Here is a 23,625-nt window from a genome sequence, read left to right on the forward strand (position 1 = left end):
AGCTGAGCTGAACTGATCATGCGCGCAACACTGGCGGCCGAGCCGCTGTCGCTGCTGTCGGAGGAGTTCGCCCGCGCCCCCCACCCCCACTACCGGCGCCTGCGCGAGCAGGCGCCGGTGTGGTGGGACGCCGAAACGGAATGCTGGTACGCCACCGGCTACCGCGAGGTCAACGCCCTGCTCCGGGACTCCCGGCTGTCGGCCCGGATCGGAGCGGGCTTCTTCGGGGACCTCGACGTTTCCGCCCGCGCCGGCATCCAGGACGTGGTGGACTTCTTCGACGCGTGGCCCATGTTCACCGACCCTCCCGCACACACGCGGATCCGGTCTGCGGCAGGCCCGGGCTACCGCCCCGCCGGCGTCCGCCCCCTGCGCGAACGGATCGCGCGGGAGGCGCGGGAGCTGCTCGCCGACTGCGATCCCGGGACCACCGATCTGCTCGGGCGTTTCGTCCATCCGCTCGCCGTGTCGGTGACCTGCCGGCTGCTCGGCATCGACGACGAGCACCGCGAGTCGGTCCTCTCCTGGTCCTCCGACATCATCGAGTTCATCGGCGTACCGCAGTGCGAACCGGACCGGGCGCCCCGCTCCCGTGCGGCGATCCGCGAACTCCAGGACTACCTGCGTACGGTGATCCTGCCCATGGCCCGGGCCGGACAGGGCCCCCCGCAGATCCAGGCCTTCCTCGACCTGGAGCCGCGCCAGGGCGCCGCCCTGTACGCCCAGCTGCTCACCGGCGGCATCGAGCCGGTCGCGGCGAGCCTCGGCTCCGCGCTGGTCAGCCTTCTGGACGAGGCCGGGGACGTACTCGACGGGCTGCACCGGGGGCGCATCGACGCCGGTCAGGTGGCCGAGGAGGCGCTCCGGTACGACGCCCCGTTCCACTTCGTGCCGCGCAGTGCGACCGAGCCGATCCACGTGGCCGGGGCGACCGTCCGGCCCGGTGAACGGGTGGCCCTCGTGGTGGCTGCGGCCAACCGGGACCCCGCCGTGTTCGTGGACCCGGACCGGTTCCGGATCCCGGTGGAGGGGGAACGGGACCGCCCGCACCTGTCCTTCGGGGCGGGCCACCACTTCTGCCTGGGTGCCGGCATCGCCCGGGTGACCCTCACCGAGGCCATCGCGGCATTCGCCGAGTGGACCGCGGGACGGCCCGTCGGCCCGATCACGGCCGACCGGTCGGCCGCGTTCTGCAGGACGGTGTGGGAACGGGTCGCCGTGGGGCTCTGACCTCTGCCATCCGTACACCGTTGTCCTGCGTCGCGAGGGTTCCGGGTGGACCGCCGTCATCGGCGGTCCACCCGGAACCCTCGCTTTCGCGTACCGGCCTCCGTACCGGTGCTGCGCCCGGGACAACGGCCAAGGCCTCCCACCCGTACCCACGGGTGGGAGGCCCTGTGCGCGCGGTGCGCCCGCCGCCCGGCTACGGGCAGCCGTCCGTCATGCGGAAGCGTCCTCCAGCACCGTGCGGACGGCCGCCGCGGCCTCGGCCAGGGGGACGGTGATGTTGCCGCCCTGGGCGAACCGGGCGCTGCCACCGCCCCGGCCGCCGGTCACCGCCAGCACCTGTTCCAGCAGTTCCTTGGCCGTGCCCTGCCCGCCCAGTGCGGCCGGCACCCCCACGCCGATACGGAGGGTCCCGGTGCCGTCCGGCAGCAGGAACAGCACGACGGCGTTCAGCTCCTCGCCGAGCCGGCCGGCCTCGTCCGCCATCTGCTTGGGGTCCAGGGGCGGATCGACGAGCAGGACGTACCGTCGTCCGGACCCCGGTTCGCGGACCTCCGCGGCCAGCGACTGCGCACTGATCCGGGTCTGCCGGGCCTGCTTCTGCTCCTTGGCCGCGAGTGCCTCGATCCGCGCGGGCAGTTGCTCCGCCGATACCCGCAGCCGGCCGGCGAGCTGCTTGAGGGTCCGGTCGCGGTCCAGGGTGTAGGCGAGTGCGGCCTCACCGGTGACCGCCTCGATCCGGCGGACGCCGGCGCCCACGCTGCCCTCGCCGACGATCCGGAAGAGGCCGATCTCGGCCGTGCCGGACACGTGCGTACCGCCGCACAGCTCGCTGCTGACGTCCCCGAACGAGACCACCCGGACGTCGTCGCCGTACTTGTCGCCGAAGAAGGCGACCGCTCCGTCGCGCACCGCGTCCTGGTACGGCTTCACCTGCACGTCCCGGCCGGCGTTCACCAGCACCCGGCCGTTGACCAGGCGCTCGACCTGGTCGGCCTCCTCCTCGGTGAGCGCCCGGGGATGCTCGAAGTCGAACCGCAACCGGTCGGGCGCGACGAGCGAGCCCGCCTGCCGCACCTGGTCGCCGAGCACCTCGCGCAGCACCGCGTGCAGCAGGTGGGTCGCCGAATGGTTGCGCATCGTCGCCCGGCGGCGGGCCGCGTCCACGGACAGGTCCAGGGTGTCGCCGGCTCGCAGCACGCCCTTCGAGACCTGGACGACGTGCACATGGTGCCCGTCGATCCGGCGGGTGTCGGTCACCTCTGCGGACAGCTCCGGTCCGGTGATCGTGCCGGTGTCACCGACCTGGCCGCCGCCCTCCGGATAGAAGGGCGTGCGGTCCAGGACCACCAGGCCCTGCTCGCCCTCGCCAAGGCTGTAGGCGGGCCCGTCCGGGCCGGCCAGGGCGACGACCCGGGACTCGGACTCCAGCCGCTCGTAGCCGAGGAACTCCGTGGTGACCGAGCCGATGGCCGTGGTGAACTCGGGCGCGAGGGTCCGTACGGCGCCCTTCGGATCACCGGCGTCGGCCTTGCCCGTACCGCCTCGGGACAGCTCGCGGTGGGCCGAGAACAGCTCCGTGAAGCGCGCTTCGTCCACCGAACCGCCCTGCTCCGCGGCGAAGTCGCGGATGAGGTCCACCGGCATGCCCTGGGTGGCGTACAGGTTGAAGGCTTCCTCGCCGGAGATCCGGAACCCGGGGCCGGTGGCCAGCCCGGACAGCTGGTCCAGGCCGCGCCGGACGACCCGGCCGAAGTCTCGCTGCTCCCGGCCGAGCAGCTCCAGTGTGCGGTCCCGGTTGCGGCCGAGCTGGGGGTAGGCGCCCTTCAGCCCGTCGATCACGACCCCCGCCAGCTCGGGCACGTCGATTTCGTGGAAGCCGCTGCGGGTGGCCACGGCGATCGCCTTGCGCAGCAGGCGCCGCGGAATGTAGCCGCGGCCGTCGTTGGAGGGTACGACGCCCTCGCTCAGCATGAAGGTCGAGGACCGGATGTGGTCGGAGACGATCCGGACGTCCCGCTCGGAGGCCGCCGCCCCGCCCAGGCCTTCCCGGACCGCCCGGACGATCGGGGCCAGCAGGTCGGTCTCGTACGCCGAGTCATGTCCCTGGAGCACCATAGCCATGCGCTCCAGTCCGGACCCGGTGTCCACGCTGGGGAAACGCAGGCGCTCGAAGCGGCCGTCCGGCTGCTTGTCGAACTCCATGAAGACGCCGGCGTTCCAGATCTCGATGTACCGGCTCTTTGTGTCGAACTCCAGGCCCGGCCGGTACTCCTCACCGTGCTCGGCGCCGGTGTCGTAGAACACTTCGGTGCACGGGCCGCAGGGGCCGGTGTCGCCGGTGGACCAGAAGTTGTCCTCGCCGAGGTACACGATGTGGTCGCGGGCGATGCCGACCCGCTCCCAGGCGGCGGCCGATACGTCGTCCGGCGGCAGGCCGAGGGCCGGGTCGCCCTGGTAGACGGTGACGTACAGCTTGTCCGCGGGGAATCCGAAGCGCTCGGTGAGCAGCTCGAAAGCCAACTCGACGGCGCGTTCCTTGAAGTAGTTGTCGATCGACCAGCTGCCGAGCATTTCGAAGAACGTCAGGTGGTGGCGGTCGCCGACATCGGCGATGTCGTTGGTTCGCACGCACGGCTGGACATTGCAGAGGTCCGCCGCGGGCGGCAGTACCTCGCCGAGGAAATAGCGCTTGAGCGGCGCCATACCGGCGTTGATGAAGAGAAGAGACGGGTCGTTCACCGGAATGACCGACGCAGAGTCGATCCTGGTGTGGTTCTTCTCGACGAAGAATTCCAGGAACGTGTCCCGTATTTCATCGCTGGTGAATGTTCGGATCATGTGGAGTGCCTGATTCCTGGGGAATGATGCGTACGGGTGTGGGGCAGGCAGGGCCCGTGGGCGGGGCTGCGGACATCGGTGCCGTACCGACCCGAACAACTCCCAGGCCCAGGTGAATTCGACGAGTTCCACGAGTGGCGCGTCGGGCCGTCCTCGCCGATGCCGAGTCCCCGAACACCGAACGCCGGACCGCCGTGCCCGCGCAGCTGATGATGGCACAAGCCCGACAGCGAAACGCCCATTTATTTCCGATTCATCCACATATCGTGGGCGGCTGCGCTCCGGGCACCAAGCTGCCAGGGGAGTAGGTGCCACAGCGGAGCGCTGTCCGCCGCCCGCTCGCTGGCGAATGCTGGAACGGCCGGGGGTCACCGACCCCGGCCCGCGCCCCGAGTCCCCGGGGCGGCTGGGCGCCGGCGGTAAGCGCTCTCTTCAGGGTGGATCACCGATCAAGGAAGACGAAGATGATTGACGTCGCCCCTCATCCGACGCGGACGGCACCGCCGCCGTGCCAACCGGCCATTCGGCAGCGGATGTTCGCAACCGCATCGTCCGTGGGCGGGAGCTCGGCGACCCGGGGTGTGGTGACCGCGTTCCTGGACACCCTTACGGAGCGCGGATACGAACTGACCCCCGCGGCCCGGCTCACCGACGCGGACTCGTCGGTGACCTTCGTCAACGCGACCATCACCCCGTACAAGCGGGCCCTGGCCCGTGGCGGTCGCATCGGATCCATCTGCCACTACCAGCCGTGTTTCCGGGCGCACGGCGAGCACCCCTGGCTGTTCGCCTTCGGCATGGTGGGCCTGCTCGCCGACGTCGAGAGCCCCGACGACCTCGACCGGATCGCCGAGGACACCCACCTGGCGACCCTCGCCGCGCTCGGCCACCCCCCGGCGGACCGGCTGCACATCCTCATCGACTCCCGGGACACCGACCTCCAGGAGTCCGTGGGCAAGGCGGCGGCCCGCCACGGAGGTGTCCTGCACGTCCTGCCGGACTCCACCGTCGGCACGCGGTGGACGTACGGCAGCGACAGCCCGCTCACCGGGCGCGGCATCACCTACTACTACCGGCGCCCGGACGTGGGCTGCGAACCCGAATGCCGGCCCGACTGCCGGTGCCCGCGCTGGCAACCGCTGTCCAATCTGATCGTCGTCCACAACGGCGAACGCCGGTACGCCGAGGTCGGATTCGGCACCGAGGTCACCGCCGCGATCCCGTACGGTCCAAACCCCTTCTCCCTGCCGGAGATCGCCGACCGGTTTGCCATGGCCACCAGGGCGGGCCTCCCGGACGCGGCCGCCGCCGACGCGGTGAACCTCTTCCGCGCCGTCACCATGCTCGTGGAGGACGGCGCCCGGCTCTCCGGCAAGGGCCCCGGGTCGGTGGTGCGGAAGTTCGTCCTGCGACTGCTGGACCTGCTCGACGGCACGCTCGGCGTGGAAGGAGGCGAACAACTGCTGACCCGGTTCGGAGCCACCCGGCAGCTGTTCGACGTGCTGCGCGCCGAACGGCAGCGCAGGGAAAGCGCGATGGCCGATAACCTGCGCGCCGCGCTCTTCCTGCTGGACCGGAACCCGCACACCACGGACGCGGACCTCCGCTCCACCTACGGTGTCTCCGAGGGGCAGGCCCGCCGTCTGCGGCAGACCCGGCTGCGTCCGCCGCGGCTGAAGGGAGGCGACACGGTCACCGTGGTCTCCCCGTCCTGGCGCGGCGGGGAGGTCTTCCCGAAGCGGGTGGTCCGCGGCGCGGCCGATCTCTCGGCCCGCACCGGCCTGACCGTGGTGACCTCGTCCGTGAAGCCCGGGCTCTGCCCGGAGTCCCGCACGGCCCGCGCGGAGGAGTTCAACCGGGCCGTACGCGACCCCGGAACCCAGGGCATCCTGTGGATGATCGGCGGCCTGAACGCCTGCGAACTGCTGCCCCTGATCGACTACGAGGCGTTCGGGGCCCGCCCCAAGGTGCTCTGCGGCTACTCGGACGCGACGGTGCTGCACCACGCCCTGTACGCCCGGACCGGCGCCACGACCTTCTACGGCCCGGCGCTGCTGTCCCAGTTCGCCGAGAACGGCGGTACCCCCGAGCTCACGGTGGGCTCCTTCGCCGAGCTGACCATGCAGGGCTGGACGGGACGGTTCCCGACCGCATCCGAGGTGATCGAGGAGTTCGTCGACTGGGCTGACGACAGCCGCCCGCGCGACGCCGTCCCGGCACCCCCGCGCAAGGTGCTGCGCCCGGGACTGGCCCAGGGGCCCCTGCTTGCCGGATGCGTCCCGAGCGCGCTGCAACTGCTCGGCACGCCCTGGCTGCCTGACTACCAGGGCCACGTCCTCGCCTTCGAATTCACCGACGACAACGGCTACGGCCCCGGCCAGGCGGCCCGGGACCTGTGGCAGCTGCGCCACGCGGGCCTGCTCGACGGCGTCGAGGGGCTCGTCCTGGGCCGGCCGCGGCTATGGTCCGACGATCAGCGGGAGCAGCTGGAGCGCATCCTGCTTGACGTCTGCCACGGTACGGCGTTCCCCATCGTCACCGAGTTCGAGTTCGGCCACACCGACCCGGTCCTGACCCTCCCCACCGGCGTGCCGGTCCAGCTCGACAACACGACCCTCACTCTGCTGGAACCGGCGGTCCGCTGAGCCGGCGAACATGGCTCCTCCACTCCCCCTGCCTGGTGGCAGTGGGAGTGAGAATTCGAGGCGCCGCGGCGCGGGTGGATGTGAGCGGCGCCTCGGCATCCAATCTGACGCTCCGTTACGGCATTCCTGGCACGCGAATGGCACGCGGGCCCGGATAGGTCTAGACAACAAACAGGCCCCAGGTGGCTGACCTGGGGCTTTGCTATGGAGCGGATGACGGCAATCGAACCCGCGCTATAAGCTTGGGAATCACCCGGCATTTGGCCTTGTGTATGGCATCTGAGCTGCGGAAACGTCAACTGATGGACCTGGTCCGGCTGTCTCGGTGAACCCCTTGTTGACCGCTGTTCACCGCCTCTACTGGCACGTTGTGGCACGGCCGCCGACTTGACGCGCTTCCTGCCGGGCGAGAAGAGGTCCTTGGTGTCGGGCGGCCGTGCCTCACGGATCAGCGGTCGCCCCGTCGTCTTCAGGAGCCGTCGTCCCTCGGCTTGGGTGCATTTCCAGAGGGTCTCATAGCGTCAGGTCAAGGTGACGGTTTATGCTCGGGGTGTGCGAGCGACGAGCGACCCCCTGACCGCAGACGAGAAGACCGAGCTGGACGAGGCCCTCAAGGCCGTCCGGCGGGCCGAGCAGGCCCTGGCGCGGGCGCAGGCTCACCTCAACCACATGGCGGGTCGCATCGGCTCCGCTGACCGCTACGGGCAGAAGGCGGCGGTAGGTCGCCGCGTCGGCTGGTCCCGCCAGCACGTCACCGCCCTCGCCAATGCCTACCGGGCGGGCGCACTGGATCAAGAGGAGAGGGTCGAAGCCGCATGAGCACTGCGCCCCAGCCGTCCGCCATCCCGCAGCCGCCCGCTCAGCCTGAGGCCATCCGCGCGGCCCTCGCCCAGGTCGCCCCACAGCTGCTCGCCGATTTCGACCGCGACCGCGCGGCCAGCACGGCCCGCGCGCGTGCCGAGGTGTCCGCCGTTCCCCTCCGCACCTTCACCGAGGCGTGGGCTGTCGAGGTCGCCATTGCCCGGTACCCGGAGACCGCTGCCAGGCTTCGCGCGCTGGAGGCCCGTGCCGGAGAGGTCACCGACCTGGCCGAGGCGCGCGACGTCGCCGCCGAGATCAGCCGCATTCGCAATGCCGCCGCCGCCGAGGCAGGTATCCGTACGGCCGGCGAGGCCGCCCGGTGACCGACGACTGTTGGGTGTGGGAGTACGCCTTCCATGCCGAGGATGAGGTCGGCTTCCCGAAGGCTGTGCGCGATGAGGTGAAAGCCGTCGCCGACCAGATCGTGGAACTCGCCAACCTGGGCATTGACCCGGCGGAGCTAGGGGATCCCACCCCCGGCACGGCTCGCCGTCACATGCTCCCTTCCGGCGGATGGTTCGAGACTCAGGCGCTCCCGCGGATGAGGCCACGCCTCCTCGCCGTGGTCCTGGTCGTGCCGCCACTGCACCTGCTTTGATCGGCGTTCTGCAGGAGGCTTTCGGTCAGAGCGGTTCAGTGGTTCCTCTGTGGTCCGGAGGTGGTCCGCGGCTGTTTCTGGTCAGTCGGCGGTTGCCTTGGGGAGAGGGCGATCAGCAGAGCGAATGCGGCAACGGCGGTGAGCGTGCGCAGGTTGTTGAAGAGTTCCCAGCGTCGCAGGATCTCCGTGTGGTCGACCGGCGCCGATGTATGCGCCCATTCCTTGATCCGGCCGTTGATCGGCACATTGCCGAACCGGGTCATCAGGAAGGACGCGAGGGTCAGCAGACCTGCCGTACCCGCGATCAGCCGGGCACGTCCGCGGGTCAGGGCCGCGAGAGCCAGGGAGCTCAGCGTCGACACGGCCATCGCCGCTTGCATGGTGATGCCGTTCATCTTCATCAGCTCGGCGTGGAATGACAGCCGCATGTCGAGCGGTACCGCGTTGAAGGTGGGGACGAGGTGGCCGCTCCATAGCCGAACGCGCCGGCGAGGAGGCCGGTGGCGAGTAGGGCGAGTCCCTGAAGGAGTCGGATGCGCATGTTCGTTGGCTCCAGTGGACGGGTGCTTGTGTGGCTTGGTCCGGTCGACGGCTCTGAGTGGTCGAGGCGGGGCGGAGCCGGGCCTGTGGTGCGTCACCGGTAGGAGGACGGGCGACGGTCAGGCGTGCCGCCGTCACGCTCCCGCAGCAAGGAAGTGGACGCCCGGTTCGCCGCGAAGGTGCCCTGCGGGGAGCCGTCGGCCGTATGCGACCAGGAGGAGATCCTGTGCGGCGCCGTACAGAGGCGTTCCGGTGCCGAAGGACCAGTCCAGGTCGTCGGCGCGGAGTTCGATGCCGGCCAGGTCGGCTCCGAAGAACTTGAGGGTCCTGGGGCTGACGCCCTCCAGGAGGATGCGCACGCGATCCTCGGGAACCCGGCGGCCGAGGCCCAGCGCGACCGTGACGTCCAGGCCGTGGATCACGTCGTGGCCCAAGGCCGCCTCGATCCCGCCGACCGGCGGCCTCCAAGGGTGGTCCGCGTTGTCAGCGAGCAATGCGGCGAGCTCACGCGTCGAATGGGCAGCCGCGTCCTGGTGGGCGCAACGGTCGGTCATCCGATGGAGGTTGCCTCGCGACCTGATCAGTTCCCACGCCACCCTGGGGATGGAGTACCGGAACCCCATCATCATGTGGGCCGCGACTTCCCGTACCCGCCACCCTCCGCACAGGGTCGGCGCGTCCCACTGCGCGGCCGGCAGACCATCCAGCATGGCGGCCAGCTCGCGGCGTTCGGCAGCGATCGCGGCTCTGATGTCCGCGGCTGGTCTGCGGTGAGTCGTGCGAGTCGTGTTCCCCATGACCTCAAGGCTCTCGGCAGGCCCACCATAAGTCCAAGAGTTTGAATGTCTCGCAACTAGCATGATCAGTTATGGACATCCGGCAGTTGCGGTACTTTGTCACGGTCGCGGAGGAAGCCAACTTCACCCGCGCCGCCGCCCGTCTGCACCTGGCTCAGCCGGGGGTGAGTGCCCAAGTCCGCCAGCTCGAAAAGGAGCTCGGGCACCCGCTGCTCGACCGCTCCGGCCGGTCGGTGACCCTGACGGAAGTGGGCGAGGCCGTACTGCCGTACGCGCGGGCCGCGCTCACCGCCGTCGAAGCGGTTCGGCAGACCGCGGACGAGTTCACCGGGTTGCTGCGCGGGCACGTCAACCTCGGTCTCGTCTCGGGCGCGGCAGCGGCGGCCCACGAGTTCGGCCTGGCGGCCGTCCTGGCCGGATTCCACGAGGACCACCCCCAGGTGGAGATCGCCCTGACCGAGGACACCTCGGAGCGGATGCTCACCGCACTGCACCGAGGGGAACTCGACATCGCCGTGATCGGACTCGCGGACGAGGAGCCCCCGCCAGGCATCTCCATCCAAGTCCTGGTCGACGAACCCCTGGTCGCAGCCGTCACCCCGGACGACCCCGCCCTCATGCCCCCGGATCGCACGAGCATTCCGTTGACCGAGCTCCGCGATCGCCCGCTGATCAGCCTGCCGCGTGGCACAGGTATCCGTGGAGTGCTCGACCGCGGGTGCGTGCAGGCGGGGTTCCGGCCCCGCATCGCCTTCGAGGCGGCCGCTCCGCTGTTCCTTGCACAGCTCGCCGCCCGCGGTCTCGGCGTGGCGGTGGTTCCGGCCCTCCCCGCCGGTGCGGCGTCGGCCCTCGGGCTGCGGACGCTGGAGATCACCGAGCCGCGGCTACGCGGCCGGGTCGCCGTGGCCTGGCGGACGGACGGCCCCTCCAGCCCCGCCGCCACCGTCTTCCTGGACCTGCTGCGTACGGGGCTGGGTCCAACCTGATGCACGGTGAGGGCCGCTATGGCACGCGAAGGGCAGCTCGGACGCCGGAAGGTCTGGACAACAAACAAGCCCCAGGTTGTTGACCTGGGGCTTTGTCGTGGAGCGGATGACGGGAATCGAACCCGCGCTATAAGCTTGGGAATCACCCGGCACTTGGGCCTGCATACGGCTTCTGACCTGCGAAAACGGCGGTGACGGGCCTGCTTGTGGTCGCTCCCTGCTCACCCTTGTTGACCGCTGTTGACCGCCCCTACTGGCACGTTGTGGCACGCGACGCCGCAAAGCTCGGAGGAGGGTGGGCTTCTCAGTTGAAGACGACCGAGCGGAAGCGTGCGGGGACGGGGGTTCGCGCGCCGCCGGGGTTCACGACCCACCAGACGTCGCCTTCGCAGTCGGCGTCCCGGAAGACGGTGGCCTGCTTGTTGGTGAAGTTGCGTCCGAGGAGGGCGGGGAGGTTGGCCGTGCTGTCCAGGTTGATGCATTCCTCATCCACCGGGTCAATCAGCCTCTGCCTGACCTGGATGTTGTTCAGGTCCACGGTGGTGTACTGGAACTCTCCGATGGCAGCCGAGGAGGGGCTGGCGGCCGACAAGACGAGTGCGAGGGCTGCGGTGCTGCTGGCGAGGGCAGTGCGGAGGCGCATGCGTTTCCTTGTCTCGGGCGGGGAAATCGGCAGCAGTATGGCTTGGAGGGTGGCGCTCAGGATTGCTGTGGCGTCATGCTCCTCCGAAGCGGTGTTCAGATACGGCCGTTTGGCCCAGCCTCATCGGTGGGCGCCGTGGGGTCGGTGGCCGGGCCGTGTGACGGAAGAGGTCGCAGGCGGGAGCACCTCAGTCCGATGCCGGTGCGCGAGTGGTGCGGGATTCCAAGACCGGTCTGGACAACAACAAGGCCCAGGTCGCTGACCTGGGCCTTCGTATCTGAGCGGATGACGGGAATCGAACCCGCGCTTTAAGCTTGGGAATCACCCGGCACTTGGGCATGCGCATGGTGTCTGAGCTGCGAAAACGTCCCCCGGCGGCCCCGTTCTGGGTACCTTGGGCGTACCCCCTGTTGACCGCTGTTTACCGCCCCTCATCGCCTAGGGGTGCACTGCTCGACAGACGAGGATTCCGCCAAGGCAAGTGACCCGGAATGCGCCCTCAGTCTGGATGGTCTCGTCGACCCGTTGCCGGGCTCGTTCGATCGTTTCCTGGAAGGGGACGCCCATCTTGTCGGCCCACGCCTCGTACGAGGCCAGGTGGGCGATCACAGGCACGGCGTCGGTCACTTCGATCACTCCCGGGAGGGGGATCGTCCGGACATCCTGGAAGACGCTGCCCAGGATGGCGGGGGCGTCTTCCAGGGTGAAGCGGGCGGAGAGCTGGACGCGTGGGGGGCCCTCGGCGACGCCGAGTACGTCGCCGGCGGATCGTCGCCAGAGGTCCTCCAGTTCCCGCTTGTCGGTCCTGCTGTTGGTGGACGCGATGGCGATCCCGTCCTTGACCAGGACGCGGCCCAGCTCCTGGGCGGCTCGGGCCTGGTCCTCGACGTGGTAGAGCATGTGCATGGCCAGGACCGCGCCCAAGGCCCCGTCAGCGATCGGAAGCCGCTGGACGTCCGCGGCCACGGCTCCGGCGATGCCCGCCAGGATGCCGGGAGAGATGTCCATAGGGAGCACGCTCAGGTCCGGCCGCTCGGCGCGTACCCGCTGTACGAACTTCCCGTTGCCACAGCCCACGTCCGCTACTGCTCCGCGTGTGCCGGCCAGCTCGCCCACGACGATGCCGGGGAGGTCGTGTCGTGGGGTCTGCCATTGGTAGAGGGACTGGCGGGCTGCGAGGTGCTGGCCGGTGCCGTATGCCTGGGTGGAGAGCAGGCGCCGGTCGGTCACGGAAGGGTTGTTCGCGGGCTGGGTGGTCATCGCGGCTCCGTGGGTGTGCTGATGAGAGCGGGCCGGGCGGTCACCTCGTGGATGTGCTCCCGGAGATCGACCACCGGTCGTGAGTCACGGTACGGCCCGCTGCTGATGAGCGTGTCCAGTTTGCGGAGCCTGATGGTGATGCTCGCGGTGTACTGATCCGCGCCGAGGACCGCGGCGAGTTCCGTACCGGCGCCTTCGACCTCGCCGCTCGCCAGGTAGGCGGTGGCCAGGTCCAGGTGTGCAGCGTGCAGGTCTCCGGAGGACCGGTCGCCTTCAGGCCCGGACTGGTACAGCTCCACGGCGCGGTTGGACGCTGTTATCGCCCGCTGGATGTGCTCGTTGCCGCCGACGGCCAGCAGGGTGGTGCCCGTGTAGGCCCATTGCTTGGCCTCGGGGAAGGCGAAGATGCCGGGCCGTTCATCTGGTTCCGCGTTGCTGCGTGCCTCGTGGGCCAGTGCGAGGGAGCGCAACGCGCTGCGGCCGTCTCCCCCTGCTGCGAGGGCACGCGCTTCCAGGCTCAGCAGCCGAGCCGTGATTGTCCCTGAGCCGGGCCCTCGGCCGTCCTCACATCCGGTCCGTGCCAGATCTGAGGCCCGTCGGTAGTCGCCCGTCCAGTAGGCGGCCAGCGACTGGAAGGAGCGGGCCCATGCTCGCAGCCTCGGGTGCTCGGCGATGTCCGCGCACTGCACGACGGTCCGCGCGTGGGTGGAGGCGGAGGGCTGGTGGCCGAGGTCGAGGGACACGTGTGCGGCGAGGCCGGACAGCCATCCCGCGAGTACGTACAGGTGTCGCGTCTGACTGGGGTGCTGGCGTCCCTCGAGTAATCGGAACGCGTCCGTGCGCAGGGTACGGATCTCCGGGACCAGCAGGGGCAGGGGCCGGCTGACGAATTCCCTGGCGAGCCGCTCCACGTCGGCGTCGAACTGCTCCAGCACCAAGGCGTTGACGTTGGTCGCGGCAGCGAGCCGCGAGAGCCGGGCCGACAGCTCCGTGTCGGCGTGGAGGTTGCTCGTCTCATTGGCGGGTGCGGAAGATCCATCGTGTGTGGGAGGAACCGCTGCCGGTTCACCCTTCGGGTGCAGGCCCAGTTCCGCCTCGCTGCCGACCTGGAACACCACGCACAGCGCCGCCCGGTAGTCGCCCGAGGGCCAGGTGATCGCTCCGCGTTCCAGCCGGGATATCCAGTTCGCATCGAGTTCGGGGTCGCGGCCCGTGGCCGCCTGAACCTGGGCGCAGACCCGCTCCGCCACCTGTGCCTGCGTCCACCGCTCCTTGCGCCTGAGTGTGCGCAGGGTCTCGTTCGCCATCATCCCGCCGTCCACTGGTCGAGTTGGGCGCCCGGAAGCCTAGCGGGATTCTGCCTAGTCCGTGCCTACAACGTGCCTAGTGGAATGCCCTGTTCGGGGTTAAGGCCGCGGCGTTGACTGGTCTCCAGCCCCCGCACAGACAGCCCCGGGAGAGACCTCGTGATCACCCACGCAACTCCGGTCCGGCGCGACATCACGTACAACCACGGCGACCAGCAGGCAACCCTGCCGATCGCGCTGCACCGCCTTGACGGCACCACCGAGACCACGACCCTCCTCCTCGACCCCGCCCAGCTGGAGGTCCTGCACGCGCAGATGGATCGGGCGATCGGGATGCGGGAGGCGGCTGCGGGGCACCCGGCATGACGTCGCCGGCCCCCCAAGCGCCGGAAGTCGCAGACAGCGTTCGTGCCCTGTGCGCCCGAGTCCTCACGCCCAACACGTACCGGATACCGGGCAGTGAGGTACGGGAGACCACGAACCAGCTCTACGGCTACGTACGACTGCTGCTCCGCGAGCCGGGCAATGGCACCCAAGCCCGTACGGATGCCGAGCTGCTCCTGTCGCACGGGCCCGGCGAGGGGCGGCTCGGTGCCTGGATCCACATGCGTGCCCTTGCCCGTATCTGCCGCGTCCTGTTGATCGAACGCCAGGTGAGGCGGAAGCGCGGCAGCGAAGCCGGTCACGCGCGGCACGGCACGAACGTGGTGGCACCACAGTGAGGCAGCGGATCGCCGTGATCGTCTACGTGCTCCTCTGCAGCGCCCTCGTCGGCAGTCTCCTGTCCGCCACCGAACACTGACCACCCGCCGCTTGCGGCGGCGGGGAACGGCGGCTGCATCCGCACCGCCGAAAACCGAAGTGATGGAGGCACGTCATGAACCGACCGAAGCCCCAGACGAAGCCGAGCGCGCCCGTGACCGCGGAGGCGGTCCGCCGGCTCCAGCAGCGCGTGACGGCGTTCGCCGCCACCGGCACCACCCACAACTCCCCGACCACCTACCACCGGTAGGACCTGCCGGTCCGCAGACAAGTGCGGAGGGGGACGTCCGCTATCCCCCTCCGCGCCACCGCCGCACCCTTTCCCGACCGCGCAAAGGAGTTCGTCATGGCAGCAGCCCCCGTCGGCCTGGAACTGACCTTCCTCGGCCACCAGACCTGGCACATCACCGACGGCCTCTCCTCCGTCCTCCTCGACCCGATCCTGGCGCCGGCCTTCGGCGCGGGGAGCCTGGAGTTCGAGATCTGGCCGCCCCGCGCCGTGGACACCGAGGGCATGCCCGGCCCGGACGCGGTGATCCTCAGCCACGAGCACCTGGACCACTTCCACCTCCCCTCCCTCGACCTCCTCGCCCGGACCGTCCCGATCTACACCGGCACCACCACCCCGGCCGCCGTCACCGACGCCATCGAGGCGCTGGGCTTCACCGTCCACCGCACCGACCACTCCCAGCCGCTGCACGTCGGCGACATCGAGATCACCCTCTACCCCGCCGGCGCCCGCACCCTGTTCTGGGAGAAGCGCGTCGCCCAACCCCTGGTGCGCCTGGCCGGCACCACTGGCAAGGACGTCTTCATCGGCGTCGACGCCGATGTCTCCGACCTCTACATCGAGCAGCTGGCCCAGGGCATCCTCGCCCCGCCCCGGCTCGCCGTGGTCTCCAACAACGCCCAGACCGTCCCGTACGGAGCCCTCGGCGCGGACAACAACCTGCTGCCCGGCATGGACGGCCCCCGCAACCGCACCACCGGGATCCAGATCCTCAACGGGCTGCTCATCGACTACCTCAAGCCCCTCGACGGCGTACGGGACGTCGCCCTGTGCGGCAACGGCTTCACCGCGCCCCGCAGCCCCCACGGCCCGTTCCTCTACGCCGATCACAAGGCTCTGGCCGCTACCGCCAACGACCTCCAGCACCTCTTCCGCGTCCACGGCCCCCGGCCCGGCGATCGCCTCACCGTCCCGGCCGGCGACGGGCCGGTCACCACTTCCCGCGTCCCCTGGGTCACCCCCGACCCCGTAGCGGAGAAGTCCGCGCTCACCGCACTCGCTGACTTCCTCGACTCCCCACAACACGTCGAGCCCACACCGATCACCCCGCCGCTCGCGGAGGAGGAGTGGGAGAAGGCCGATGCCCTGGTGGCCGAGGAGCTTCCCCGGCTCGCCCGGGAGCTGATCGCCACCCGCACCGGCGCCCTGGCCACAAGCATCCACGACTACCTCGCCGGCCCTCTCGGAGCGCACCGCGCCGTCCTTCGCCTCCTCGACCCGCCTGGCAGGCCCGGCGAGATCGACTCGTATGCCTGGAACATCACCGGCCCCACCTGGGACAAGATCGCCACGACCAGCCGGGAGGAGGCCATGGCCGCCCACCCCTTCGGCATCGAGATCTACTTCCAGGACTTCGCCGCCGTCTTCCTCGGCCGCGCCCAGATCTGGGACGTCGTCGGCGGCTCGTACCAGGGCTGGCACATCGGCGAGAACCTCGACTCCCCGGTCTACGCCCTCTTCGCGATCTACGGCGAGCACCAGCGGCCCGACCTCGCCGCCCGCTGCTACGCCCACAGCCTGGCCACGCTCGGCATCGCCCAGGAGACCGCGGCATGACCCCAGCCCCCGCCGGGCCGCTGGACGGCGCCGCCCGCACACGGCCCGACGGGTGGCTGGCCAACCCGCTCACCACCGACCACGCCACCGCCGAGCGCCAGGCACACGTGATCCTCGCTCGCCACCACGCGGGCGAGCCGGGACCGGTGCGCTGCCTAACCGCCCGCTACCGCACAGCCGTCTTCGCCCTCGGCGTCCCTCCCCGCCGGGTCCTGAAACGGCACGCGGACGAGGCCGGCTACCTCGGCGAAGTCCTCGCCTACGAACTCCTGGCCGACGAGAGCGTCCTGCCGGACCTCCACCGCGCCTGCGACACCTCCCGCACCCTGCTGGTGGACCACCTCGACGAGGAGGTCATGCTCGCGGGCACCGACGCGTTCGACGAGCTGGTCCGGTCGGTCGCCCTCATCCACACCGCCTCTGCCCGCTGGCAGCCCGAGGTCGCCGAAACCATGGCCCTCTGGCACACTGCGACCGCCCTGGATGCCCCATCCCCGAACTGGATCACGCGGCCCGACGCCTGGCGCCGGCTCCTCCAGCTCGTCACCGGCGCCCACGGACCAGCCCACGTACCGCTCGGCCACCTGGACCTCAAGCCGGAACACGTCCGCCGCCGCGCCGACGGGCACCTCGCCCTCATCGACGCAGAAACCCTCCGCCCGGACATCACCGGCCTGCCCGACCTGATCACCCTCGCCCACATGGCAGGCCAGCAAGGACACCCGTCCCCGCGCTGGGTACGCCACGCCTACCTGCACCACGTACGCGAACTCGGCGCCCAGTGGAACGACCACGACCTCACACGCGCCCTGACGGCGTTCGACGCCGCCACCGGCCTGCATTCCCTGCACGGCGCCCACGAGTGACCACCCCGGCGGTACCGTGCCACTTCCCGACGCAAGGAGAATCCCAAGTGCGCGGTATCCGCACCGTCATGGTCTTCGTCGACGACCCCGAAGCCGCCGCCCGCTGGTGGGGCGAGATCTTCGAAGCCGAGGTCAAGCTCGACATCAACGGCACCTCCGTCTACGCCTGGCTCGACCTCGACGGACTCGAGTTCGGCTTCCACCCAGCGTCCCCCAAGGCCAACGTCCACGGGCGAAGCACCGTCCCGTACTGGTCCGTCGAGGACCTCGACACCGAACGCAAGCGCCTCCTGGAAGCGGGCTGCACCCACCACCGCGGCCCCCTCGACGTGGAGCCCGGCCGACGCATCTGCCAGCTCATCGACCCGTTCGGCACTGTCTTCGGACTCGATGGGCCCTGACCCCCCGGAGCCCCCAATGCGCCACTGGCCCCTCACCGCGCTCCAGCTCACCACCGCCGATCTCGTTCTGCGCCTCCCCTCGGACGACGAGCTCGACGCCCTCGCCCAGGTGGCCGCCGATGGAGTCGTCCCCGAGGGCGCCGTGTACTTCCCGCAGCCCTGGGCCTCTGCGCCGCCCGACGAGCGGGCCAGGAGCGTCGTACAGAACCACTGGTGGGCGCGAGGTGACTGGACCCGCGAGAACTGGCGTCTCCTCCTGGCCGTTTTCCACGATGGCCAGGTCGTAGGCCAGCAGAACCTCTCCGCCCGCGACTTCGCCACCACCGGCGAAGCCCGCACAGGCTTCTGGCTCGGCCACCGCTTCCAGGGCCAGGGCTACGGCACCCAGATGCGCGCCGCCGCCCTGGCCCTCGCCTTCGACGGCCTCGGCGCCGCTCGCGTCACCTCCTCTGCCTTCGCCGACAACGCCGCCTCCCGGGCGGTGTCCCGAAAGTTCGGCTACCGCCCCAACGGCGTCCACCGCATCGCCGTCGACGGTCGCCCCCACGACGTCCATGAGGAGGTCATAGAGGCGGCCAACTGGCAGGGCTACGCCAGCGTGGTGCCTGTCGGAATAGCCGGGCTGTCCGACTGCATCCCGCACTTCCACTGATCGGCGCGCTGGGCGTCGATACGATCTCCCGGCCCATCCTGGCCGTCCTGGAGGAGCAGACGTGACGCAGCAGAACGCTGACGAGCGACCGGGCATCGCCGCGGCCATCGTGGTGCACGAGGGCCGTGTGCTCATGGTGCGGCGCCGGGTCAGCGAGGGCCAGCTCTCCTGGCAGTTCCCGGCCGGCGAGGTCGAGCCCAACGAAGCCCGCGAGGACGCCGCCGTACGGGAGACCCAGGAGGAGACGGGTCTCACCGTGAAGGCGGTGAAGCTGCTCGGCGAGCGGATCCACCCGGCCACCAGCCGCCTGATGTCGTACACCGCCTGCGAGGTGGTCAGCGGTGACGCACACGTGGCGGACACTGACGAGCTGGCCGAGCTTGCGTGGGTTGCCCACGCTGAGATTCCGCAGTACGTCCCGTACGGGCTGTTCGAGCCGGTGCAGGAACACCTCGACTCTGCTTTGAACCGCTGACGGCGACCGTCGGCGTGCAACACCTCTGGGGGCCAACGCGTTTCGGCGTTGGCCCCCAGAGTGCTCATGGGGTCAGGATCCCGTCGTCAGCTGCGTGATGAGGGCTCGGGCTTCGGGCGTGAGGCCGTTGATGATCTCCTGGGCGTAGGGGGTTCCGGGTCGGGTCGTGAGGTCGTGGACGGCGGTCCAGTTCTCTGCGATGAGCTGGAGGGCCTGCTGGGCGCGGAGGATGGCCCCATGCCGGTGGGCGCGGTGTTCTTCGGCGCGCTGAGCCGCCTGATCCCAGGTGATCTCTCCACGATCCGCGAGCTGGGTGAGGGCGGGTGCGGTGTCGCCGTCGGCGGCACGCGTGGTGTCGGTATCTCTCACCACCTGGCGGAGGCGGGCTTCGTCGAGAGTGAGGTGTCCTTCAGTGACCTGGTCGGCGAGGTCGGGGGCGTGTCGACGCAGGTGTTCGTGCTGGGCGGCGATGGCTTCGCTGTGGGCTTTGCGTTCGAGGGCGGCTGCGTGGGCGGCGTCGAGTCCGAGTGTTCCGACGCGGACCCGTTCGGCGAGGTCGGGGGCGTGCTGGAGGACCACGTTGGCGGCGGAGAGGCGGCTGCGGCTGAGCCCGTGCTCCTTGGCCAGGGTGCGCAGGGAGTGTCCCGAAAAGGAACACGCCATCGCGGTGATCATGGCCTGCTGGCCCTTGCTGACGTGCCGGCGGATCACGTTGTGCGAGACGATCAACCGGAGCGGATCACTGTCGTCGGTGGTGAAGCGGGGTTCGACTCCGGCGATCTTGCAGGCGGCGAGGCGGTTGCGGCCGTCGATGAGCATGCCGCCGGGGTCGAGGACGATCGGATGGTGCAGGCCCTCTGCCTTGATGGACTCGGCGAGGTCGAGCAGCTCGTCCTGGTCGAGCATCGGGAGGGAATCGGCGAAGGGGTGGACCTTCAGGGTGCGCTCCTTACGGGGGTAGGGGCGCCGACGGCATGGGGGTGCCGTGCGGCCTGGGTGGGTGGGGTTGGGCGTCGGGCCCTGGAATCCATGGTCTGGAAGTTCCCCGGTTTGGCTAACCGGGGATCGCCGGTTACCTTCACCGGCTCAGCGCCGACGGGCGGCGCCGTTCGCGGCCTGGTTGGTGGGCTGCGCGGCGGGAGCTGGGGACACGGCGCGGTTGCCTTGGGTGGGTGTGTCGGTGCTGTCGGGGGTGTCGGTGGGGAGGTCGGCGGTGTGGCGCAGGCGCCAGACGAGGACGTCGCTGATGGAGGTGGCGGTATCGAGCTCCCTTCGGGTGGCCGCCTCGGTGAGTAGGACAGCCGGGTCACGGCCGACGGTCTGGGTGTCGGCGAGGGTGGCTGCGAGGGCGGGCCAGCCGGGCTCGGCCAGGATCTGCTCGGCCAGCTCCGGCAGCACCTGGCGGAGGATGGCCACCTGCCGATGCCGCACCTGGACGGTCAGGCGCTGGCCCCGTCGGGCGATCACGGCCGTGGGCTGGGCTGCGACTGCCTGGTAGGCGGCGTGTAGGTGCTCCGCGGTCCGGTGGGCGGCTTCGGCTTGCTGGTCGTGCTGGCGGACTTGGTGCCAGTGCCGGGCGGCGATGACCGCGAGCCAGATCACGTCGAGCATGATCGCCAGGGCTGCTCCGTCCTTCGGTGCGGGTTCGCGCACGATCGCCTTGACCGCCCGGCGCGTGGCCTGTGCTTGCTCGTGGCGGGCGCGGATGCGGGAGCGGCTGGCCCGTTCGAACGCGGCTGCCGCCTGCATGAGCTGTGGTTGAAGGTGGGCGGGTGCGATCAGGGGGAGGGCGTCGAGTGTTTCGGCGAGGACGGCGATGTGCGCCTGCGCGGCGCCGTCCTCGCTTTGGGTGAGGAGGTCGGGGATGCGGTCGGTGGCGTCGGTGAGCTGCTGCCACGCCGGACGCTTGGGGTCGGCTTGTGAGCGGGACGGCGTTGGGGCGTCGGTGAAGCGCTCTGCGATCTTGGGGTAGGACAGGTCGGGGGCCAGCTTGGAGCCGGAGAACCACACCGGCTGCCCGTCCTTGTTGGTGTCGCCGTCGAGGGCGACCTTGTAGCCGCGCACGTCCCCCGAAGGGAAGTGCTCGACCTCCACCCGCACGCCCGCCCCACGGAGGATGGCGAAGAACTCCTCGGTGCTGGTGGCTGCGGTCAGTGCGGTGCGGACGGTGGTGCGCAGCCTCTCCCGGGGCGTGGTGGTGTGGCCGGTGCGGCGGGCTTTCTCCTGCTCGGCGCGGGTGGGTCGCTTGGCTGCGGTGCGGTCACCGCGTACGACCTGGCGGAGGCCGTACTCCTTCTCGATGGCGGCGAGTTCCTTGTCAGCGCGCAGGTAGTCGTTCCAGTTCCGGGGCTGGCTGAGGTCGCCACGGACTTTGGTGGCGACGATGTGGATGTGGTCATCCGCGTGGCGGACGGCGACCCAGCGGCAGGCGTCGGGGTCGCCGGCGGGGGCGATGCCGGTGGCGTTCAGAACGCGGCGGGCGATCACCGCCCATTCCTCGTCCGACAGGATCCGGTCCTCGGGCGCGGCCCGGACCGAGCAGTGCCACACGTGCTTGTCGGGCGCGCGGTCGCCGGCCTGCTTCACCCGCAGGTCCAGGACGGTGGCGAGCTGGGCGAGCGTGGCCGTCTCGTCGCGGCCGGGATCCGGGGCGAAGCCGTCGAAGGACGCCACCAGGTGCGGGTCGGTGTGATCCTTGGCCCGCACGGTGTCGTACAGGTAGCGCAGGACACCTCGCGTGTTGGCGCCGGGCTTGCCGATCTTCGCAATCAAGCCTCAGGCCGCCTTCTTCGATGTGGCGGCCATATCCGCGGCGGTGTCGATCGCCCTGGCGGCAGCGTGCGCCCGGTCGAGGACGTCACCGACCGCGGCGAGGACCGTGCTGTCCCCAGGGTGTGGATGGCCTCCGGAGTTGAGCTTCTTGGCGATCTGGTTGAGGTTCTTGCCGATCGCCCCGACCTCGAAGCCCAGGGCGGCGAGTTCGTCGATCAGGTCATCGAGCCCGGTGCGCTGGCCGGGCAGTGCAAGATCGCCGTGGAGGTGCGCCATGACGATCGCGCCGACGAAGTGCGCGCCGGCCAGATTCAGCCGGCGGGCCTCGCCGAGGATCTCTGCCTTCTCCTCTACGCTCCAGCGGACATCCACGCGTTCCTTGCGCTGGACCTGCTTGCGCCTGCGGCGGCGGGCGACCCGGTAGAGGGCGGCCTTGTCGGCGGCCCGTACCACCACGACGGGACTGCTGCCGACGGCGGCGAGGCCCGACGGGTTCTGCTCCGGTGCGCCCTCGCGCCGGGGCTCCTCCTCCGCCACCCCTGGGGCGGAGGCTGTGTTGGACCGGCCCTTGGACGGTCCAACGCCATACCTTGCTGCGCTGTTAAGGCCGGTGATCGTCTCCTGCTGGGTGGTGGGGAGTTCGTGGTTCGGGTCGTGCATGGATCGGTTCTCCATGGGGTGCTGGGTGCTTGGCTGTGCGGCCCCGTGCCCCGTGCTCGGCTGCACGGGGACACGGGGTGCGCCGGAAGGGGGGCGGTGCCTTTGCGGCGGTCATGCGGTGCCGCCGCGGGGAAGGCGGCTTCTTCAAGTCCGTTGAGTGGTCTCGGCCTTGATGTCGTCGTCCGCGACGGGCTGGGCCTGGCCGGTGCGCTCGGCCCGCAGTTGGTCGCGTAGGAGGCGGGCCGGTTTCTGGCCGATCCGCAGTTCGGTGCGCAGGCGCTCGGCGGTCAGCTGGTCGTCGGTCCAGTCCGCGGTCAGGAGTCGAGCCTTGTCGAGGATTTCGGCGGCCGTGCGGGTGCGGTCGGCGGTCGACTTGGCGGCGGTGGGGACCCGACCGGTCGCCCGACGCGGGGCGGCTCCCGTCGACTCCGCCACCGTGGTCGGCCGGTCTGGTCGGGTGGCGTGGGCCGCTTCGGCACCCTTGGTCGGCCTCGTCACGGGTGCTTCGACGACCTTCGTGGGGGTCGACTCGGTCAGCTGATCGGGGATTGATTCGGCCCGGTCAGGCGCCGACTGTGGGGCCTGCTCGCCAGCCGACTGGCCAGAGGCCATGTCGGGGGAGTCGGGCGACTCGGGGTTGTGGTGCAGCACCTTGGCCACGAGGTCGGACCCGAAGTAGATCGACCCGACCGGGAGCGAGGTGGCCAGCAGTACGAGGGCCCAGTTCGCGTAGTCCAAGTCGGTCAGTCGGCCCCACTGGATCGAGTCGGTGTGCAGGGCCGGTACGAGGCCGTGCACGTAGTTCAGCAGGAGGCTGGCGATCGTGTAGGCCGCCAGGACCCGCAGCGCGAACTTCCGGTCGGCGCCGGTCAGCACGAGCGCGGCGATCAGCGCGAGGGCCATCAGGCCGTCGACCACGATCGGGTAGAGCAGGGCGGCGGTGGAGTCGGCGCCGATGGCGCGGGCCACGTCGGACAGTGCGTTCCACGACACCCGGAAGGCCATGAGGACGACGGCCACCAGGCCGATGACGAGGGCGATGCGTCCCGGGCGGTTCACGCGCCGACCCCCAGCGGGTGCGGGTACTCGGCGAGCATCGCCAGGATCGTCACCTTGTTTGAGGGCCTCGTCCTCGGAGGCCGAGGGCAGCACCGCGATGCCAGCGTGGATGCTGCGCATGGCTGCCTGGGCGCTTGGGGCAGGGGAGGGCAAGGGGCGGTCTCCAGGGTGGAAGCGGGCACGGGGGCGGGGTGGCCGTGAAGGGCGCGGACTCGTCCCACTCGTCCCGTCGCTGGTCAGAGCAGGTACGGGTGAGCGGCTGATGTCGACCCGACTCGTTGCGAGGGACGGGGCGTCCGGCGCGGAGACGGTCGGTGGGACGAGTGGGTACGGGTCGGTACGGGTCTTGGTTCGCAGACCGCGCCGACAGTCCTCGGGGGTGGCTGTGAGCCGCGCCTGACGTGTTCGGCGAGGTCAGCAGGGTGGT

Annotated in this window: 24 protein-coding genes; 14 read left to right on the forward strand and 10 right to left on the reverse strand. The window is 70.3% G+C overall.

Annotated features, from left to right (window positions below; all coding sequences use genetic code 11):
* The first annotated feature begins 18 nt into the window (after positions 1-18).
* Positions 19-1,230 (forward strand): cytochrome P450, encoded by a 1,212-nt coding sequence (locus ACIPXC_RS15250; protein WP_401617417.1) that lies wholly within the window; start codon positions 19-21, stop codon positions 1,228-1,230.
* Between the two features lie 210 nt (positions 1,231-1,440).
* Here the strand turns inward: ACIPXC_RS15250 and alaS are convergent, their stop codons facing one another.
* A complete protein-coding gene (gene alaS, locus ACIPXC_RS15255) occupies positions 1,441-4,068 on the reverse strand; it encodes an alanine--tRNA ligase (protein ID WP_401617420.1) in 2,628 nt (875 codons plus the stop codon).
* Positions 4,069-4,652: 584 nt separating this feature from the next.
* Here alaS and ACIPXC_RS15260 point away from each other — a divergent pair.
* From ACIPXC_RS15260 to ACIPXC_RS15275, 4 genes are all read left to right on the forward strand, one after another.
* On the forward strand, positions 4,653-6,713 hold the full coding sequence (locus ACIPXC_RS15260; RefSeq protein ID WP_401617423.1) for an LD-carboxypeptidase: 2,061 nt from the start codon (positions 4,653-4,655) through the stop codon (positions 6,711-6,713).
* A gap of 552 nt (positions 6,714-7,265) precedes the next feature.
* Entirely contained in the window at positions 7,266-7,532 is a 267-nt protein-coding gene (locus tag ACIPXC_RS15265) for a hypothetical protein (RefSeq protein WP_401617426.1), read from the forward strand.
* Positions 7,529-7,897, forward strand: a complete 369-nt coding sequence (locus ACIPXC_RS15270; RefSeq protein ID WP_037920727.1) for a hypothetical protein — start codon at positions 7,529-7,531, stop codon at positions 7,895-7,897. Before ACIPXC_RS15265 ends, ACIPXC_RS15270 begins: the two co-directional genes overlap by 4 nt.
* The gene (locus ACIPXC_RS15275; RefSeq protein ID WP_401617429.1) at positions 7,894-8,172 is read left to right on the forward strand and encodes a hypothetical protein; all 279 of its coding nucleotides are present in this window, start codon (positions 7,894-7,896) and stop codon (positions 8,170-8,172) included. The genes ACIPXC_RS15270 and ACIPXC_RS15275 overlap by 4 nt, the downstream gene beginning before the upstream one ends.
* A gap of 35 nt (positions 8,173-8,207) precedes the next feature.
* Here the strand turns inward: ACIPXC_RS15275 and ACIPXC_RS15280 are convergent, their stop codons facing one another.
* Positions 8,208-8,573 (reverse strand): DUF1772 domain-containing protein, encoded by a 366-nt coding sequence (locus tag ACIPXC_RS15280; protein ID WP_401617432.1) that lies wholly within the window; start codon positions 8,571-8,573, stop codon positions 8,208-8,210.
* Between the two features lie 273 nt (positions 8,574-8,846).
* On the reverse strand, positions 8,847-9,509 hold the full coding sequence (locus ACIPXC_RS15285; protein WP_401617435.1) for a maleylpyruvate isomerase family mycothiol-dependent enzyme: 663 nt from the start codon (positions 9,507-9,509) through the stop codon (positions 8,847-8,849).
* Between the two features lie 71 nt (positions 9,510-9,580).
* On the opposite strand from ACIPXC_RS15285, the gene ACIPXC_RS15290 reads away from it, so the two are divergent.
* On the forward strand, positions 9,581-10,495 hold the full coding sequence (locus tag ACIPXC_RS15290; protein ID WP_401617438.1) for a LysR family transcriptional regulator: 915 nt from the start codon (positions 9,581-9,583) through the stop codon (positions 10,493-10,495).
* Positions 10,496-10,799: 304 nt separating this feature from the next.
* Here ACIPXC_RS15290 and ACIPXC_RS15295 read toward each other — a convergent pair whose 3' ends face one another.
* From ACIPXC_RS15295 to ACIPXC_RS15305, 3 genes are all read right to left on the reverse strand, one after another.
* A complete protein-coding gene (locus ACIPXC_RS15295; RefSeq protein WP_401617441.1) occupies positions 10,800-11,138 on the reverse strand; it encodes a hypothetical protein in 339 nt (112 codons plus the stop codon).
* Positions 11,139-11,576: 438 nt separating this feature from the next.
* Positions 11,577-12,398: a class I SAM-dependent methyltransferase gene (locus ACIPXC_RS15300; RefSeq protein WP_401617444.1), complete on the reverse strand. Its 822-nt coding sequence runs from the start codon at positions 12,396-12,398 to the stop codon at positions 11,577-11,579.
* Complete coding sequence (locus ACIPXC_RS15305) at positions 12,395-13,708, reverse strand: multiprotein-bridging factor 1 family protein (protein ID WP_401617447.1); 1,314 nt, start codon at positions 13,706-13,708, stop codon at positions 12,395-12,397. The genes ACIPXC_RS15300 and ACIPXC_RS15305 overlap by 4 nt, the downstream gene beginning before the upstream one ends.
* A gap of 156 nt (positions 13,709-13,864) precedes the next feature.
* Here ACIPXC_RS15305 and ACIPXC_RS15310 point away from each other — a divergent pair, with 156 nt between their 5' ends.
* From ACIPXC_RS15310 to ACIPXC_RS15345, 8 genes are all read left to right on the forward strand, one after another.
* Complete coding sequence (locus ACIPXC_RS15310; protein ID WP_401617450.1) at positions 13,865-14,071, forward strand: hypothetical protein; 207 nt, start codon at positions 13,865-13,867, stop codon at positions 14,069-14,071.
* Entirely contained in the window at positions 14,068-14,427 is a 360-nt protein-coding gene (locus tag ACIPXC_RS15315; RefSeq protein ID WP_401617453.1) for a DUF6415 family natural product biosynthesis protein, read from the forward strand. Before ACIPXC_RS15310 ends, ACIPXC_RS15315 begins: the two co-directional genes overlap by 4 nt.
* A gap of 155 nt (positions 14,428-14,582) precedes the next feature.
* Entirely contained in the window at positions 14,583-14,717 is a 135-nt protein-coding gene (locus ACIPXC_RS15320; RefSeq protein ID WP_266906427.1) for a hypothetical protein, read from the forward strand.
* Between the two features lie 96 nt (positions 14,718-14,813).
* Positions 14,814-16,313: an MBL fold metallo-hydrolase gene (locus ACIPXC_RS15325; protein ID WP_401617456.1), complete on the forward strand. Its 1,500-nt coding sequence runs from the start codon at positions 14,814-14,816 to the stop codon at positions 16,311-16,313.
* Positions 16,310-17,179, forward strand: coding sequence for a hypothetical protein (locus ACIPXC_RS15330; RefSeq protein ID WP_401617459.1), 870 nt, complete (start codon positions 16,310-16,312; stop codon positions 17,177-17,179). Before ACIPXC_RS15325 ends, ACIPXC_RS15330 begins: the two co-directional genes overlap by 4 nt.
* A 47-nt stretch (positions 17,180-17,226) precedes the next feature.
* On the forward strand, positions 17,227-17,580 hold the full coding sequence (locus ACIPXC_RS15335; RefSeq protein WP_401617462.1) for a VOC family protein: 354 nt from the start codon (positions 17,227-17,229) through the stop codon (positions 17,578-17,580).
* 16 nt (positions 17,581-17,596) lie between these two features.
* Complete coding sequence (locus ACIPXC_RS15340; RefSeq protein ID WP_401617465.1) at positions 17,597-18,232, forward strand: GNAT family N-acetyltransferase; 636 nt, start codon at positions 17,597-17,599, stop codon at positions 18,230-18,232.
* A gap of 61 nt (positions 18,233-18,293) precedes the next feature.
* Complete coding sequence (locus ACIPXC_RS15345; RefSeq protein WP_401617468.1) at positions 18,294-18,707, forward strand: NUDIX hydrolase; 414 nt, start codon at positions 18,294-18,296, stop codon at positions 18,705-18,707.
* A 72-nt stretch (positions 18,708-18,779) separates the two neighbouring features.
* On the opposite strand, the gene ACIPXC_RS15350 is transcribed toward ACIPXC_RS15345, so the two are convergent.
* From ACIPXC_RS15350 to ACIPXC_RS15365, 4 genes are all read right to left on the reverse strand, one after another.
* Positions 18,780-19,613, reverse strand: a complete 834-nt coding sequence (locus ACIPXC_RS15350) for a ParB/RepB/Spo0J family partition protein (RefSeq protein ID WP_401617471.1) — start codon at positions 19,611-19,613, stop codon at positions 18,780-18,782.
* A 180-nt stretch (positions 19,614-19,793) separates the two neighbouring features.
* A complete protein-coding gene (locus ACIPXC_RS15355) occupies positions 19,794-21,479 on the reverse strand; it encodes a relaxase/mobilization nuclease domain-containing protein (RefSeq protein WP_401617473.1) in 1,686 nt (561 codons plus the stop codon).
* Positions 21,480-21,482: 3 nt separating this feature from the next.
* Positions 21,483-22,139, reverse strand: coding sequence for a plasmid mobilization relaxosome protein MobC (locus ACIPXC_RS15360; protein ID WP_401617476.1), 657 nt, complete (start codon positions 22,137-22,139; stop codon positions 21,483-21,485).
* 144 nt (positions 22,140-22,283) lie between these two features.
* Positions 22,284-23,198 (reverse strand): DUF2637 domain-containing protein, encoded by a 915-nt coding sequence (locus ACIPXC_RS15365; protein WP_401617479.1) that lies wholly within the window; start codon positions 23,196-23,198, stop codon positions 22,284-22,286.
* Positions 23,199-23,625: the final 427 nt, after the last annotated feature.

The organism is Streptomyces sp. NPDC090021 (assembly GCF_044748225.1).
Taxonomy (GTDB): domain Bacteria; phylum Actinomycetota; class Actinomycetes; order Streptomycetales; family Streptomycetaceae; genus Streptomyces.

Coding starts and splice junctions, on each gene's coding strand:
- ACIPXC_RS15340 (WP_401617465.1), top strand. CDS start 17,597: ATGCGCCACTGGCCCCTCACCGCGCTCCAGCTCACCACCGCCGATCTC.
- alaS (WP_401617420.1), bottom strand. CDS start 4,068: ATGATCCGAACATTCACCAGCGATGAAATACGGGACACGTTCCTGGAA.
- ACIPXC_RS15330 (WP_401617459.1), top strand. CDS start 16,310: ATGACCCCAGCCCCCGCCGGGCCGCTGGACGGCGCCGCCCGCACACGG.
- ACIPXC_RS15295 (WP_401617441.1), bottom strand. CDS start 11,138: ATGCGCCTCCGCACTGCCCTCGCCAGCAGCACCGCAGCCCTCGCACTC.
- ACIPXC_RS15320 (WP_266906427.1), top strand. CDS start 14,583: ATGAACCGACCGAAGCCCCAGACGAAGCCGAGCGCGCCCGTGACCGCG.
- ACIPXC_RS15315 (WP_401617453.1), top strand. CDS start 14,068: ATGACGTCGCCGGCCCCCCAAGCGCCGGAAGTCGCAGACAGCGTTCGT.
- ACIPXC_RS15350 (WP_401617471.1), bottom strand. CDS start 19,613: ATGCTCGACCAGGACGAGCTGCTCGACCTCGCCGAGTCCATCAAGGCA.
- ACIPXC_RS15290 (WP_401617438.1), top strand. CDS start 9,581: ATGGACATCCGGCAGTTGCGGTACTTTGTCACGGTCGCGGAGGAAGCC.
- ACIPXC_RS15285 (WP_401617435.1), bottom strand. CDS start 9,509: ATGGGGAACACGACTCGCACGACTCACCGCAGACCAGCCGCGGACATC.
- ACIPXC_RS15360 (WP_401617476.1), bottom strand. CDS start 22,139: ATGCACGACCCGAACCACGAACTCCCCACCACCCAGCAGGAGACGATC.
- ACIPXC_RS15250 (WP_401617417.1), top strand. CDS start 19: ATGCGCGCAACACTGGCGGCCGAGCCGCTGTCGCTGCTGTCGGAGGAG.
- ACIPXC_RS15270 (WP_037920727.1), top strand. CDS start 7,529: ATGAGCACTGCGCCCCAGCCGTCCGCCATCCCGCAGCCGCCCGCTCAG.
- ACIPXC_RS15280 (WP_401617432.1), bottom strand. CDS start 8,573: ATGAAGATGAACGGCATCACCATGCAAGCGGCGATGGCCGTGTCGACG.
- ACIPXC_RS15325 (WP_401617456.1), top strand. CDS start 14,814: ATGGCAGCAGCCCCCGTCGGCCTGGAACTGACCTTCCTCGGCCACCAG.
- ACIPXC_RS15305 (WP_401617447.1), bottom strand. CDS start 13,708: ATGATGGCGAACGAGACCCTGCGCACACTCAGGCGCAAGGAGCGGTGG.
- ACIPXC_RS15300 (WP_401617444.1), bottom strand. CDS start 12,398: ATGACCACCCAGCCCGCGAACAACCCTTCCGTGACCGACCGGCGCCTG.